The organism is Amycolatopsis iheyensis (assembly GCF_024703995.1).
GTDB lineage: Bacteria > Actinomycetota > Actinomycetes > Mycobacteriales > Pseudonocardiaceae > Amycolatopsis > Amycolatopsis iheyensis.
Map to the genome: position 1 here is coordinate 105,680 of NZ_JAMXQV010000031.1, position 14,631 is coordinate 120,310.

The window sequence follows — 14,631 nt, forward strand, 5'->3', positions numbered from 1 at the left end:
AACATCGATGACCCTGCCCACCGAACCGATCGGCAGCATTCCGCGGCCGGACTACCTCGTCGAAGGGCTCGGCGCGTTCGCGGCCGGGCGCCTCGACGCCGCCGCGCTGGCCGAGCTGGAGAGCCGGGCGCTCGCCGACACGATCGGCCGGTTCGAGGAGACCGGCTCGCCGGTGCTGTCGGACGGTGAGCAGAGCAAGCCGAGCTTCGCGACGTACCCGCTGGCCGGGCTGACCGCGCTGGCGCCGGACGGCGTCGTCATCCCCTTCGCCGACGGGCACACCCGGCAGCTGCCGCGGCTGACGGCGGGCCCGTTCCGCTACGCCACCCACGCCGACGCCTACCTGACGCGCGCGAAGGCGCTCACGGACAAGCCGGTCAAGCAGGCCGTGATCGCCGCGTCCGCGCTGTCGCTGATCTACCCGGGCGACGGCATCGACGGGTACTCGCAGGAGCAGTTCGTCGCCGACCTGGTGAACGAGGCCGAGGCGGACATCCGCCGCAGCCTCGAAGCCGGCGCGGACAGCGTGCAGCTCGACTTCACCGAGGGGCGGCTTTCGCTGAAGCTCGACCCGTCCGGCGGGCTGCTGCGGCAGTTCGTCGACCTCAACAACGCCGTCCTCGACCGGTTCACTGCGGAGGAACGCGCGAAGATCGGCGTCCATACCTGCCCGGGTGGCGACCAGGACTCGGCGCACAGCCTCGACGTCGACTACGCGGACCTGCTGCCGACGCTGTTCTCGCTCAAGGCGGGCAAGTTCTTCGTCCAGCTGGCGAGCGAACCCGAGCCGGACCGGGTGCTGCGCACCATCGCCGAGCACCTCAAGGCGGACCAGCGCGTCTTCGTCGGCGTCATCGACCCGATCGACCCGCGGGTGGAGACGGCGGAGGAGGTCCGCGACCGGGTGCTGGCCGCGGCGAAGCACCTGCCGGCGGACCGCCTCGGCACGTGCGACGACTGCGGGTTCTCCCCGTTCGCCGACGACACGTCGACGTCGCGCGACCTGGCGTTCGCCAAGATCACCGCACGGGTGGAGGGCACGCGGCTGGCGTCCGAGAGCCTCTGAGCGGAGTCACGCCGTCTCGGCGGCGACCTTCAGCCCCAGGGCGACGAGGACGCTGCCGAGCACGGCGTCGAGGCCCCGCCGGACCCGGCTGTCCCTGAAGAACCGCTTCAGGGCGCCGACGACGAGCGCGAGGGCGGCGAACCACAGGACGGTGCCGAGGGTGGCGATGACGGCGAGCTCCAGTGTCTGCAGGGTGGAGCCGTCGGCGGGGAGGAACTGGGGGAGCAGCGCCAGGAAGTAGACGGCGACCTTGGGGTTGAGCAGGTTGGTGAAGAGGCCTTGCCGGAAGGCGGCCCCGGCGTCCAGCGGCTTGACGTCCCGGGCTTCGCCGAGATCCCGGTACTCACCGCGGCGCACGGCCAGCCAGGCCTTGACCCCGAGGAAGACGAGGTAAGCGGCCCCGACGAGCTTGACGACGGTGAAGGCCACGGCGGACGCGGTGAGCACGGCGGCAACCCCGAAGGCGATGGCGACAACCCAGGCGAAGACGCCGAGCGCGATCCCGGCGCCGGCGGCTATGCCGGCCCTTCTTCCTCCGGAGATCGAGGTCCGGGTGACCACGACGAAGTCGGGGCCGGGGGACATGGCGCCGAGGATGACGACGAGGAGGAAGGACGCGGCCGTGGCACCGGGGATCATGGCTCGAGGATAGGAGGGGGTGGCCACCGGTTTTCCCGGTCGGCTGTCACTTGATCTTGGTGAAGGTGCAGCCGCCGGAGATCTCGACGTATTCGCCCTTCTTCGCGGTGAAGCGCATCGGGCCGCCGTTGGCTTTGAGGTCGTTCGCGATGATGTCGGTGCCGGAGTCGTCGCGCAGCCGCGCCCAGTAGCCGTGGCCGACACAGTCGGCTTTGTAGCTGCCCGGCTCCAGGTCCTCGCCGACCTTGTAGGTGCCCTCGCCGACGCTGGTGGCCGGTGCGGCCGGGGCGGGGGGAGCGGAGGTGGCGCCGCCAGGGTGCCAGCCGACGGCGTCGTAGGTGACGCGGTCGTTGAACTGGGGGCAGAGCGCACCGGTCGAGAGTGACATCAGCAGCTGCGCGTCCTCCTGGCTGAAGCCGGATTCGACACCTTTCTGGAAGATCGTCTTCGGGTCGGCCTCCCGGCTCCACGCCGAACAGTAGGAGTCCGCGATACCGAGCAGGTCGACGTCCGAAACGGTGGCGACTGCCGGAACGTGTGAGCGGATCATGTCGGGCAGCGCGGTGCGCGAGAGCCCCGCCGGATTGCTCCAGCCCGAAGAAGTCGCGGGCGCGCCGGTGGACGTGGGGGCAGGCGTCGGCGGACTGCTGTGGCTGCTTCCGGTGCCGGACACGACGATGATCGCGGCGCCCAGGATCATCGCCGACATCAGGATGCCGCCGCCCAGGAACCATGGCCAAACCGGGCGCTTCCGAGGTGGCAGTGCTAGGGAGCGGCTCGGGGCAAATACGTGTCCGAACCACCACCGCGCGTGCCGGCCACCAACCCTGCGACACCCCCCACACACCACCCGGGAAGAACCACCAGACCTCCGCTGTTGCCCCCACTGTGACGGCGGACCCGAGCGGAATGCTCCCAAGTGAACTTCCGGTAGGGTCGATCTTGTGGGTGACTCCAGGGGCGAGGGCATGACGGCTGAGGTGCGGACGCGGGTGCGGATTCCCCTGCGGCTCCACGGTGGCCTCTCCGTCGACGCCGAGGCCGTCACCTTCCGGGGCCTTGCCGATGGCGGTGAGCACCTCGCCCTCGTGCTCGGCACGCCCGGTGACGTGCCGCTCGTGCGGCCGCACTCCGAATGTCTCACCGGGGACGTCTTCGGGTCCGCGCGCTGCGACTGCGGACCCCAGCTCGCCGAAGCCGTCGAGAAGATCTCCGAGGTTGGTGGGTACCTGCTCTACCTGCGGCAAGAAGGCCGGGGGATCGGGCTGTACAACAAGCTCGACGCCTACGCCCTCCAAGACGGCGGCCTCGACACCTATGCCGCCAACGCCGCGCTCGGGCTGCCCGAAGACGCGCGCGACTACACCGTCGCCGCGCAGATGCTCGGGGCGCTTGGCGTCCAAGAGGTCGATCTGCTCTCCAACAACCCCGACAAGGCCGCGCAGCTCAAGGAAGCCGGGATCCGGGTGCGGGGTCAGGTGCCGACCGGGGTGTTCGCCACCGGGGACAACGTCCGGTACCTGCGCGCCAAGGCCGAGCAGACCGGGCACACGCTGCCCGGGCTCGCCAGCTAGGCCAGGCGCTGGGCCGCCGCCGCGGCGGGGCCCGTCGTCAGCTTCTCCAGCAGTCCGATCAGGACCGTCTGCTCCGCCGGGGTCAGCGACGCCGACCACGCCTGCTCGCGCGTGTTGTGCGCCTGGTACGCGTCCGTCACCGCCGTGTGGCCCGCCTCCGTCAGCGCGAGCTCGACCGCCCGGCGATCGCGGGGGACCTGCGTGCGGGTCACCAGGCCGTCCCGCTCGAGCGTCTTGACCAGCGCCGACACCGCCGCGCGGCTCATCCCGGCCAGCCGGGCCGCGTGGCGGGACTCCAGCGGGCCCGCCAGCCACAGCACGAACAGCACGCGGAACCCGCCCCAGCTCAGGCCGCGCGGGCGGTGCACCGTCGACTCCCAGTCGTAGACCAGCGCGCCCGCCAACCGGTGCAGGGTGAGGCCGAGGCGCATCGCCACCGGGTCGGTGTCCGGCAGCTCCGCCTTCGTCTTCCCGATCGCGTAGTCGACGAACGAAAGGTAGTCGAGCTCTTCGGCCGGTCGGTCGGTCATGCGCCTCAGATTAGGCGAAGAGGGGTTCCCAGCGGCGGCCCGGCGGGCTAACCTGACGAGCAGATAGTCAAACCTTTGACGATCAGAAGGAGCGCTCGCCGTGACGAAGAAAGCCTTCGCCTCTTCGGCCGACCTGGCGGAAAAAGCTCAGACCCTGGAAGTCCTGGACGACGGCGTCTACGCGCTGACCGCCGAGGGCGACCCCAACATCGGCGCCGTCGAAGGCGAGGACTTCCTCGTCTGCTTCGAAGCGCTGGCCACGCCGGTCGCGGCCGCCGAATGGCTCGCGAAACTGCGTGAGCACACCGACAAACCCGTCCGCTACCTCGTGCTCAGCCACTACCACGCGGTCCGCGTGCTCGGCGCGTCCGCCTTCGACGCCGAAGTGATCGTCGCGCACGAGAACACCCGGGCGCTGGTCGCCGAGCGCGGCAAGGAGGACTGGGCCAGCGAGTTCGGCCGGATGCCGCGGCTGGCCAAGGGCGCCGACTCGGTGCCCGGCCTGACCTGGCCGACGCTCACCTTCTCCGACCGCCTCACTATCGACCTCGGCGGCGACCGCGGTGACCTCGTGCTCCAGTACTGCGGGCGCGGGCACACCGAAGGCGACATCGTCGCGTGGCTGCCGCGCCGGAAGATCCTCTACGCCGGCGATCTCGTGGAAGCCGAAGCCGCGCTGTACACCGGCGACGCGTTCCACCGCGACTGGGCTTCGTCCACTTTGGACCGCGTCGGCGAGTTCGGCGCCGAGACGTTGATCGGCGGTCGCGGCGGGGTGAGCCGGGGCCGGGAGGCCGTCGACGCCGCCATCGCGCAGACCCGGCACTTCCTGGACACGATGATCCGCGAGGTCGGCGCGGTCCGCGACGCCGGCGGCACGCTCAAGGACGCCTTCGACCGCACCCACGCGGCGCTGAACGACCAGTACGGGCACTGGCCGATCTTCGAGCACTGCCTGCCCTTCGACGTCTCGCGCCTGTGGGACGAGCTGGGCGGCATCGAGCGGCCGGTGGTGTGGACCGCCGAGCGCGACCGCGAAGTCTGGGACCAGCTGCAGGGATGACGGTCGCCGTCCTCGGCAGCGGCCCGGTCGGCCAGACCGCCGCGCTGCTGCTCGCGCGCTGGGGCGTGCCCGTGGTGCTCGTCGACGAGCACGAGGTGCGCGATCCCGTGGGGTCCAAGGCCATCTGCCAGCAACGGGACACTTTGGACGTCTGGGCGTCGCTCGGCGCCGGCTGTCTCGCCGAAGAAGGCCTCACCTGGACGACCGCCCGGACGTTCCACCACGACACGGAGCTGTTCTCGCTGAAGCTGCCCGACGGCGGGTCGGCGCTGCCGCCGTTCGTCAACATCTCGCAGGCGCGCGTCGAGGAGGTGCTCGACGAGCTGATCGCGGCGCAGCCGCTGATCGACGTCCGCCGCGGGCACCGCGTCACCGGCGTGACCCAGCCCGGCTGCGTCGTGGTCGAGTGCGAGACCAGGGACGGGCCACGCCGGATCGAGGCCGAGTACGCGATCGCGTGCGCGGGCTCGCGCGGCGACACCGTGCGGCGAGCGCTGGGCCAGCACCTGGGCGGGTTCTCCTTCCGCGACCTGTTCCTGATCTGCGACATCCGGGCGGACCTGCCGGGGTGGGCGGCCGAGCGCCGCTTCTACTTCGACCCGCCGTGGAACCCGGGGCGGCAGGTGCTGATCCACCCGTGCCCGGGCTCGCAGTTCCGCATCGACTGGCAGGTCCCCGACGACTACGACCTCACGGCCGAGGAGACCGGCGGCGCCCTCGACCACCGGATCCGGGCGATCATCGGCGACCGGCCCTACGAGGTCGTCTGGCGCTCGGTGTACCGCTTCCACACGCGGCTCGTCGACCGGATGCGCGTCGGGCGCGTGCTGCTGGCCGGGGACTGCGCGCACCTGGTGGCGCCGTTCGGGGCGCGAGGGCTCAACTCGGGCGTCGCCGACGCCGAGAACGCGGCCTGGAAGCTCGCCTGGGTCCTGCGCGGTCAGGCCGACGAGGACCTGCTGGAGAGCTACCACACCGAGCGGCACGCGGCGGCCACCGAGAACGCGGCGGTCACCACGGCCACGATGGACTTCCTGGTGCCGCAGGACGACGACCAGCGCGAGCGCCGGTTGGACATCCTGACCCGCGCGGCGACCGACCCGGCGGTGCACGAGCAGGTCGACTCGGGGCGGCTGGCCGAACCGTTCTGGTACGCGGATTCGCCGTTGACCACGCCCGATCCGGCGCGCCCGCACACCGGACGGCCCCGGCGCGGGACCTTGCCGCCGCCGGGACCGGGGGTGCTGCTGCCGGACGTGACCGTCGAGAGTGGACGGTTGCGTGACCTGGCCCGCCAGGGGTTCCTCCTCCTGACGACCCCCGGGGTGCAGGCCGAGGGGACGCGGGCGGTGGAGATCCCGGTCGGCGGGGCGCTGGGCGCGCGTCCGGGCGAAGCCTGGCTGGTCCGCCCGGACGCGTACGTCGCCGCGGTGCTACGGGTAGCTGACCAGCGGGCTCACCTGGTGCCCGGTGTTCGCGGCGTCACCCGAGTCGTTGATGACGTGCGCGATCGTGCCGACGCCACCGAGTGAGACCGAAACGAGGTTGTGGAACCGGACCCCGGAGTTGTTCGGCACCTCGAAGGAGTGACTGGCCACAATGGACGGGTTGGTGTTGAAGAAGCAATAGCTGCCCAGGCCCCAGCCCTCGTGGCTGGTCACCGAGTCGGCGACCTTGTACGCCGCCCAGCCCTGCCGGCCGCCCCCGCTGGACCAGGAACCCTGGTCCGGCGGGTCGTACGGCATCTCGTTCTGGAAGAAGTACGTCCGGCCGCCGTTGCCGTTCCAGAGCACCTCGTACTGCTGGTAGTGCTCGACGAACAGGCCGTACATCGTCACGTTCGCGCCGTTGACGACCAGGCCGTTGGCCGCGGTGTTGACGTTCCAGCCGACGCCGTTGGAGTGGTCGCCGCGCCACAGCCACATGTGGTCGCCGATGACGTTGTTCGAGTTGACCACCAGCGTCTGCGTGGCCTTCCCGACGGCCGCGCCGCCGATCCGGAAGAACACGTCGTGCAGCGACGTCGGGTCGCCCGCGTGGTTGGCGTTCGACCCCGGCGGCCCGACCTGCACGAGCACCGGCGAGTTCACCGCGCCCGCGTCGACCAGCAGCCCGGCGATCTTCACGCCGTCCACATCGGACGTCGTGATCGCCGCGTTCCCGTTGGTGGGCATCAGCGTCGCCAGGCCGAGCCCGAGCACCACAGTGTCCGGACGCGTGACGTTCAGCGCCTGGTCGAGGTGGTACACGCCGGGCGTGACCAGCAGGTTCTTGCCCGCGGCCAGGGCGGCGTTGAGCGTCGCGGCCGAGTCGGACGGGTGCGCGACGTAGAACTCGCTGAGCGAGATCGACTGGCCGGCCGGCGCGCCGTGCCCCCAGCTGGTGCCGGACGAGTTCTGCCGCAGTGCCGGGACGAACACGTTGTAGCTGCCCGAGCCGTCGACGTAGAGGAACGGCTTCTCGCGGATCACCGGGGTCTGGCCGACGACGGTCTCGGGCGGGTTCGGGAACGACGCCGGCGGGGTGCCGGTCGAGCCGACGAACACCATGTTCCAGACGCCGCCCTGCCAGCCGCCCAGCTCGCTGTTGCGGGTCAGGAACTGCTGCTGCGAGCCGGACACGGCGACGCCGTCGATCTTGCTGTCGGCGATGAGACCGCCGCTGGCCCAGCCGTCGCCGCCGTTCCACAGCTGGATCTGGCTGCCCTTGAGGTGCATCCGGCGGTAGGGCGCGGCCTGCGCGACGGCCCAGCGCTCGACCTGTCCGGCCGGCAGGGTCACCGACAGGTTTTCGGCGGAGCGCCAGAAGTTCTGCGTCGCGTTGCCCTTGTTGGCCGGGTTGTCACCCTGCTGCAGCCAGTCCGCCTCGACGCGCACGTGCCCGTTGAGGTTGACGTCGTCGGGGGAGAGGCCCAGCCCCGCGACCTGCTCGTAGAACCCGAGGTTGACGTCGGCGTTGTAGTTACCGGGCTTGAACAGCACGGCGTAGCGCTCGTTGCCGAACTGGTTGGTGTGCTGCTGGTTCGCGATCTGCGTCAGCCGGTTCTGGATCGTCGCGGCCGGGGTCGAGGGGTCGAACACCGACACGTTCGGCCCGAGGTCCGGGTTGCGCGGGTCGGTCGGCGGGATCGTGGTGCCGCCACCGGTGCCGTGCACGGCCACTTCCCACAGGGAGTAGCCGTAGCCGGTCGCCCGCTGCGTGCCGTAGACCCGCAGGTAGCGGGCGGTGCCGGTGAGGGCCACGGTCTGCGTGCCGCCGGCGCCGGTGGTGGTCGAGTACGCCGTCGTCCAGGTGGTCGCGTCCGAGGACAGCTGGACGGAGAACGCTTTCGCGTACGCGGCTTCCCAGGTGAGCGCCACGTCGCAGAGCTGCTGCGCGGAACCCAGGTCGACCTGCAGCCACTGCGGGTCGCTGAACGCGCTGGACCAGCGCGTCCCGGTGTTGCCGTCGACGGCCGCGGACGCGGGCGTCCCGCCGTTTTCGGTGGACGACGCGGTCGCCGGGTGGCCCTGCGCGAGGTTGGTGGTCCCGCACGCGGCGGCCTGCGCGGGTGCGGAGCCGACCACCGCCGCGGTGGTGACCGCGGTGACGAAGGTGGTGGCGATGACGAGGAGGCGGTGTACGGGGGAGAACGTCGTTGATCTCATCGGCCTGCCTGCTGCTCGAGGGGAGGACGGGCGAACGGGACCGGGCGAGCCCCACAGCTCGCGCCGGTGTCGGGTGGTGCGGCGGGTTCGCGCGCCGCGCTCGCCGGCGCCGTGAGCCGGAGGAGCGGTGCCAGGCGGTGCGAAGAGCGCGAACCGGTCAACCCGAGGGTGTGCGTGAAGCGGAGAACCGATCCGGGTGGCGGTCACGGAACCGGTTCCAGCGGATCAGAGTTAACAGCGCGGGGTTCGGCGGAGTCAAGGATCCAGCGCGGATTCGTTCTCCCGGACCAGTGTCCGGGGTGGTCCGCGACCGTCCGGCGCAGCGTCGTTGACATTTTACGGCTCTTTATTTATATCCTGAACTAAGAGCGTGCCGACGAGCGGGACCCACACCCGCGCCGAGGACCACGTGAGCCGATCCGCGCCGGGGCAAGGCCGCCCCGGCGCCGGTTCGCCGTGGAGGTGCCCATGCAACGCCGCCCGCCGAGAACCCGGGTTCTCGCCGTCCTCGCCCTGACCCTGGCCGCGCTCTTCCCCGCGGCCGCGGCCCACGCCGCGCCCGTGCTGCTCTCCCAAGGCCGTCCGGTGACGGCGTCCTCGACCGAGTCCGCCGCCTTCCCGGCTGCCGCCGCGGTCGACGGCGACCCCGGCACGCGCTGGTCCAGCGCGTTCGCCGACCCGCAGACCCTGCAGGTCGACCTCGGCTCCACCCAGCAGCTGTCCCAGGTCGTGCTGAACTGGGAAGCCGCCTACGCCAAGGCCTTCACCCTCCAGGCCTCCACCGACGGCGCGAACTGGACGTCGCTCTACTCGACGACCACCGCGACCGGCGGGACACAGACCTTGAACGTCACCGGCAGCGGCCGCTACGTCCGGCTCACCGGCACCCAGCGCGCCACGCAGTACGGCTACTCGCTGTGGGAGTTCCAGGTCTACGGCGGGGGCGGCACCACGCCGCCCGGCGACGTCCTGCTCTCCTACGGCAAGTCCGGCACGGCCTCGTCGTACCAGGACGACGGCGCCTGCCCCGGCTGCGTCCCGGCCAAGGCGTTCGACCACGACCCCGCCACGCGCTGGGCGACGAGCGCGACCACCGGCTGGGTCGACCCGGGCTGGATCCAGGTCGACCTCGGCGCGGTCGCGGCCGTCCACCAGGTGGTCCTGCAGTGGGACCCGGCCTACGCCGTCGCGTACCAGATCCAGGTGTCGAACGACGGCGCGAACTGGACGTCGGTCTACTCGACCACGACAGGCAAGGGCTTCAAGGAGACCCTGACCGTCAACGGCTCCGGCCGGTACGTCCGGATGTACGGCACCGCCCGCTCCAACGGCTACGGCTACTCGCTGTGGGGCTTCGACGTCTACGGCACCGGCGGCAACCCGACCACCCCGCCGCCCGCGCCGCCGGCCCCGCACTTCCCGGGCACGCTGGTCTGGAGCGACGAGTTCAACGGCGCCGCGGGCGCGGGCCCGGACGCGAGCAAGTGGACCGCCGAGACCGGCCCGGGCGTGAACAACGAGCTCGAGTACTACACGAACAACAACAACGCCAAGCAGGACGGCCGCGGCAACCTCGTCATCCAGGTCCGCCGCGAAGCCACGCCGGGCAGCGCCTGCCCGGTCGACCCGATCAGCGGCAGCGGCACCTGCCAGTACACCTCGGGCCGGATCAACACCGCCGGCAAGTTCAGCTTCACCTACGGGCACGTCGAGGCGAACATCAAGGTGTCCGGCACGCAGGGGCTGTGGCCCGCGTTCTGGTTGCTGGGCGCCAACTTCTTCAGCGGCACACCGTGGCCGAACTGCGGGGAGATCGACATCATGGAGCACGTCGGGAAGTCGCCGAACCTGGCCTACTCGACCATCCACGCGCCCGCGTACAACGGCGCCGGCGGCATCGGCGCCCCGCTGGACCTCGGCCAGGACGTCTCGGCGGGCTTCCACAAGTTCGGCCTCGACTGGGACGCGAACCACATGACGTTCTCCGTCGACGGCAACGCGTTCGAGACGATCAACCGCGCCACGGTCGAGAGCACGCGCGGGCCGTGGGTGTACGACCACCCGTTCTTCCTGATCCTCAACAACGCCATCGGCGGGGACTTCCCCGGCCCGCCGGGCGCCGGGACGGTCCTCCCGCAGGACATGGTGATCGACTACGTGCGGGTCTACCAGTGAGGCGGCTCGCCCTCGGTGCGGCGGTGGTGGTGGGACTGCTCGCGGTCCCGCCGCTCACCGCCCAGGCGGCCCCGGCCCTGCTCTCCCAAGGGCACGCCGTGACCGCCTCCTCCACCGAAAACGCCGCTTTCCCCGCGAGCGCGGCCGTCGACGGCGACCCGGGCACGCGCTGGTCCAGCCTCGCCGCCGACCCGCAGACGCTGCAGGTCGACCTTGGCTCGTCGCACCGCCTCAGCCAGGTCGTCCTCCAGTGGGAGGCGGCGTACGCCACGGCGTTCACGATCCAGGCCTCGGCCGACGGCGGCCAGTGGTCCACTGTGTACTCGACCACGACCGGCACCGGCGGCACCCAGACGCTGCCGGTGTCCGGGAGCGGCCGGTACGTCCGGCTGACCACCACCCACCGCGCCACCCAGTGGGGTGTCTCGCTGTGGGAGTTCCAGGTCTTCGGCGACGGTTCGGCGCAGGCGTGCGGCAGTGCGAACGCGGGCCTGCGGCAGCCGGCGACGGCGTCCAGCGTGCAGTCGGACGCGTTCCCGGCGAGCGCGGCGGTCGACGGCGACGGCGGGACCCGGTGGTCGAGCCTGGCCGCCGACCCGCAGTGGCTCCAGGTCGACCTCGGCAGCTCGCGGCCGGTCTGCGGTGTCGACCTGACCTGGGAGGCGGCCTACGCGAGCGCGTACACGATCCAGCTGTCCACCGACGGGACTTCGTGGACGACGGCGGCGACCGTGGCCGGCGCGGGCGGGACCGAGCACCCGGCGGTGTCCGGCACGGCTCGCTACGTGCGGATGACCGCGACCGCGCGGGCCACGCAGTGGGGTGTCTCGCTGTGGGAGTTCGCGGTGCACACGACCGACAGCGCACCACCGACCACCGGGTGCCCGTGGGTGGGCTCGACCGCGCCGGTGGCCGACCGCGTCACCCAGCTGATGGCGGCCATGACCGCGCAGCAGAAGATCAAGGTGCTGCACGGCAACGGCGCGACCGGGCCCTACATCGGCAACACCGACGCCGTGCCCGAGCTGTGCATCCCGGCGCTCGGCCTGCAGGACGGCCCGGCCGGGGTCGGCGACGGCCTCGACGGCGTCACCCAGTTCCCGGCGCCGGTGACGGCCGCCGCGACCTGGGACACCGGGCTCCTCAGCCGGTACGGCAGCGCGATGGGCGCCGAGTTCGCGGGCAAGGGCGCCGACGTCGTCCTCGGCCCGACGATCAACCTCGTCCGCGACCCCCGGTGGGGCCGCAACTTCGAGACCTACGCCGAGGACCCGTACCTCGCCGGGGCGGCCGGAACCGCGACGGTCCAGGGCATCCAGAACCAGGGCGTAATGGCGCAGGCCAAGCACGCGGCCGCCTACAACGTCGAGGCCGGGGCGTCACGCGGGACGCCGTCGGACAACGTCATCATCGACGACCGGACCCTGCACGAGCTGTACCTGCCGGCGTTCCAGCAGGTGGCGAGCCAGGGCCAGGTCGCGTCCATGATGTGCGCCTACAACCAGATCAACGGCGTCCCGGCCTGCCAGAACAGCGGTGTGCTCACCACGGCGATCAAGCAGGACGCGAACTGGGACGGCTTCGTCGGCTCCGACTGGGGCTCGGCGACCGGCGGCCCGCGCCAGCTGGCCAACGGCGGCCTGGACATGGAGATGCCCGGCGGCGCCTTCTTCGGCCAGGGCCTGCTCGACGCCGTCTCGCGCGGCGAGGTCACGCAGGCGCGGGTCGACGACATGGTCCGGCGGGTGCTGACCCAGATGTTCAGGTTCGGCGTGTTCGACCGGGCGCGGCGGGGCACTCCGCAGTCGGTCGTGACGAACGCGGCGAACGTCGCCACGGCGAGGGACGTCGCGGCGGCCGGATCGGTGCTGCTGAAGAACACCGGCGTCCTGCCGCTCACCGCGTCGACGAAGTCGATCGCGCTGTCCGGCGGCGACGGGATCGACCCGCAGAACATCGGCGGTGGCAGCGCCAAGGTCAACCCGTCGCCGGCGTCGGTGAACCCGATCAACGGGATCAAGGCGCGGGCCGGGGCCGGGGTCACGGTGTCCTATGTGGACGGCGCGGGTGAGCACGTCCAGACGCCGAACATCCCGGGCGCGGTAGCGGCCGCGCGGGCCGCCGACGTCGCGATCGTGTTCGCCAGCTACGGCGAGTCCGAGACGCAGGACCTCGACACGATCGACCTGCAGCACCAGCAGAACGACCTGATCGACGCCGTCGCGTCGGCCAACCCGCGCACGATCGTCGTCCTCAACACCGGGTCGGCGGTGACCATGCCGTGGCTGTCCAAAGCGGCGGCGGTCATCGAGGGCTGGTACCCCGGCCAGGAGAACGGCAACGCGATCGCGTCGCTGCTCTACGGCGACGTCAACCCGTCGGGCAAGCTGCCGGTCAGCTTCCCGAAGCAGCTCGCCGACCTGCCCACGGCGAACGTCCAGCAGTTCCCGGGCGCCAACGACCGGATCGAGTACTCCGAAGGGCTCAACGTCGGGTACCGGTGGTACGACAGCCGGAACATCGAGCCGCTGTTCCCGTTCGGCTTCGGGCTCTCGTACACGACGTTCGGGTTCTCGAACCTGGTCGTCACGCCTTCGGGGACGAACGGCACGGCCACCGTGACGGCGACGGTGACCAACACCGGCACCCGCGCGGGCGCCGACGTCGTCCAGCTCTACGTCGGTCAGCCCGCCGGCAACGGCGAGCCGCCCAAACAGCTGAAGGGGTTCAAGAAGGTGCAGCTCAGCCTCGGGCAGAGTGCCCAGGTGTCGTTCCCGCTCACCCCGCGGGACCTCGCGCACTGGACCGGTTCGTGGACGACGAACCCGGGCCAGTACCGCGTCTACCTCGGGGATTCCTCGCGCAACGTGCCGCTTTCGGCGGCGCTGACCGTCACCTGAGTCGACTCGCGGACCACCAGCGAGGTCGGCACGATCAGCGGCTCGTCCGGCCGGGGCGCCCCACCCAGCAGGGCGAGCAGCTGACGGGCCGCCGCCTCGCCCATCTCGCGCAGGGGCTGGCGGACGGTGGTCAGCGGTGGCTGGGTGTGCGCGGCCAGGGGGATGTCGTCGAAGCCGACCACGGCGACGTCCCCCGGCACCGCGCGGCCGAACTTCCGCAGCCCGGCCAGCACCCCGGCCGCGGTGAGGTCGTTGTGCGCGAAGACGGCGTCGAACTCCGGGCCCGTTTCGAGGAGCTGGATGATCGCCGCTTCGCCGCTCTCGCCGGTGAAGTCGCCCTCGATGATCAGGCGCGGGTCGAGCGTCAGACCGGCGTCGAGGACGGCGTCGTTGAACCCGTTGAGGCGGTCGGTGGTGCAGCCGAAGTCGCGGGGCCCGGTGACGGTGGCGAGCCGGGTGCGGCCGGTGGCGAGGAGGTGCTCCGCCGCGGCCGCGCCACCCAGCCGGTTGCTCGTGCCCACCGACGGGAACGCGGGACGGCGGCCGCGGTCGTCGATCACCACCACCGGCAGCCCGGAGTCGTGCAGCACCCGCAGGTGCCGCACCGCGTCCGGCGGCTCGACGAGCAGCAGCCCGTCGAACGCCTTCGCCGACACCTGCCGGGAGAACTCCTCCAGGGAGTCCGAGCCGCGGTTGGCCGTGGACAGCAGCAGGCCGTAACCCTTGGCCTCCACGACGTCGGCGACGCCCTGCAGCACCTCGCCCATCCACGGCCACGTCAGGCCGGGCACCAGCATGCCGACCGTGCGCGTCACGCCCCGGGCCAGCCCGACCGCGCCGGCGCTCGGGATGTAGCCGGTCGCGGCGATCACCTCGCGGACCCGGATGGCGGTGGCCGCGTCGACGTCGGCCTTGTTGTTGAGCACCCGCGACACGGTCGTCTTGCTCACCCGCGCCCGGCGGGCGACCTCGGCGATCGTGACGCGCATCCGACCTCCCGGGGAGCCGAGCCCTGTGGTGCCAAGGTACTCGCCCTC

11 protein-coding genes are annotated in these 14,631 nt (G+C 71.6%); 6 read left to right on the forward strand and 5 right to left on the reverse strand.

Annotated elements, in window-relative coordinates:
* Positions 1 to 7 precede the first annotated feature (7 nt).
* The gene (locus M8542_RS41470; RefSeq protein ID WP_257925865.1) at positions 8 to 1,066 is read left to right on the forward strand and encodes a cobalamin-independent methionine synthase II family protein; all 1,059 of its coding nucleotides are present in this window, start codon (positions 8 to 10) and stop codon (positions 1,064 to 1,066) included.
* 6 nt (positions 1,067 to 1,072) lie between these two features.
* Here the strand turns inward: M8542_RS41470 and M8542_RS41475 are convergent, their stop codons facing one another.
* Positions 1,073 to 1,705 (reverse strand): LysE family translocator, encoded by a 633-nt coding sequence (locus tag M8542_RS41475; protein WP_257925866.1) that lies wholly within the window; start codon positions 1,703 to 1,705, stop codon positions 1,073 to 1,075.
* A 46-nt stretch (positions 1,706 to 1,751) separates the two neighbouring features.
* Positions 1,752 to 2,414, reverse strand: coding sequence for an Rv1352/Rv1906c domain-containing protein (locus M8542_RS41480; RefSeq protein ID WP_257925867.1), 663 nt, complete (start codon positions 2,412 to 2,414; stop codon positions 1,752 to 1,754).
* A 259-nt stretch (positions 2,415 to 2,673) separates the two neighbouring features.
* On the opposite strand from M8542_RS41480, the gene M8542_RS41485 reads away from it, so the two are divergent.
* Entirely contained in the window at positions 2,674 to 3,279 is a 606-nt protein-coding gene (locus M8542_RS41485) for a GTP cyclohydrolase II (RefSeq protein WP_257925889.1), read from the forward strand.
* On the opposite strand, the gene M8542_RS41490 is transcribed toward M8542_RS41485, so the two are convergent.
* Positions 3,276 to 3,809: a MarR family winged helix-turn-helix transcriptional regulator gene (locus M8542_RS41490; protein ID WP_257925868.1), complete on the reverse strand. Its 534-nt coding sequence runs from the start codon at positions 3,807 to 3,809 to the stop codon at positions 3,276 to 3,278. The two genes, M8542_RS41485 and M8542_RS41490, sit on opposite strands and share 4 nt — an antisense overlap.
* A 100-nt stretch (positions 3,810 to 3,909) precedes the next feature.
* On the opposite strand from M8542_RS41490, the gene M8542_RS41495 reads away from it, so the two are divergent.
* Positions 3,910 to 4,872: an MBL fold metallo-hydrolase gene (locus M8542_RS41495; protein WP_257925869.1), complete on the forward strand. Its 963-nt coding sequence runs from the start codon at positions 3,910 to 3,912 to the stop codon at positions 4,870 to 4,872.
* Positions 4,869 to 6,404, forward strand: coding sequence for an FAD-dependent monooxygenase (locus tag M8542_RS41500; protein WP_257925870.1), 1,536 nt, complete (start codon positions 4,869 to 4,871; stop codon positions 6,402 to 6,404). Before M8542_RS41495 ends, M8542_RS41500 begins: the two co-directional genes overlap by 4 nt.
* Here the strand turns inward: M8542_RS41500 and M8542_RS41505 are convergent.
* Complete coding sequence (locus M8542_RS41505; RefSeq protein ID WP_257925871.1) at positions 6,306 to 8,519, reverse strand: discoidin domain-containing protein; 2,214 nt, start codon at positions 8,517 to 8,519, stop codon at positions 6,306 to 6,308. The genes M8542_RS41500 and M8542_RS41505 overlap by 99 nt on opposite strands.
* 468 nt (positions 8,520 to 8,987) lie before the next feature.
* On the opposite strand from M8542_RS41505, the gene M8542_RS41510 reads away from it, so the two are divergent.
* Complete coding sequence (locus M8542_RS41510; protein ID WP_257925872.1) at positions 8,988 to 10,694, forward strand: discoidin domain-containing protein; 1,707 nt, start codon at positions 8,988 to 8,990, stop codon at positions 10,692 to 10,694.
* The gene (locus M8542_RS41515; RefSeq protein WP_257925873.1) at positions 10,691 to 13,594 is read left to right on the forward strand and encodes a glycoside hydrolase family 3 C-terminal domain-containing protein; all 2,904 of its coding nucleotides are present in this window, start codon (positions 10,691 to 10,693) and stop codon (positions 13,592 to 13,594) included. The genes M8542_RS41510 and M8542_RS41515 overlap by 4 nt, the downstream gene beginning before the upstream one ends.
* On the opposite strand, the gene M8542_RS41520 is transcribed toward M8542_RS41515, so the two are convergent.
* A complete protein-coding gene (locus M8542_RS41520; RefSeq protein ID WP_257925874.1) occupies positions 13,537 to 14,583 on the reverse strand; it encodes a LacI family DNA-binding transcriptional regulator in 1,047 nt (348 codons plus the stop codon). The two genes, M8542_RS41515 and M8542_RS41520, sit on opposite strands and share 58 nt — an antisense overlap.
* Positions 14,584 to 14,631 lie beyond the last annotated feature (48 nt).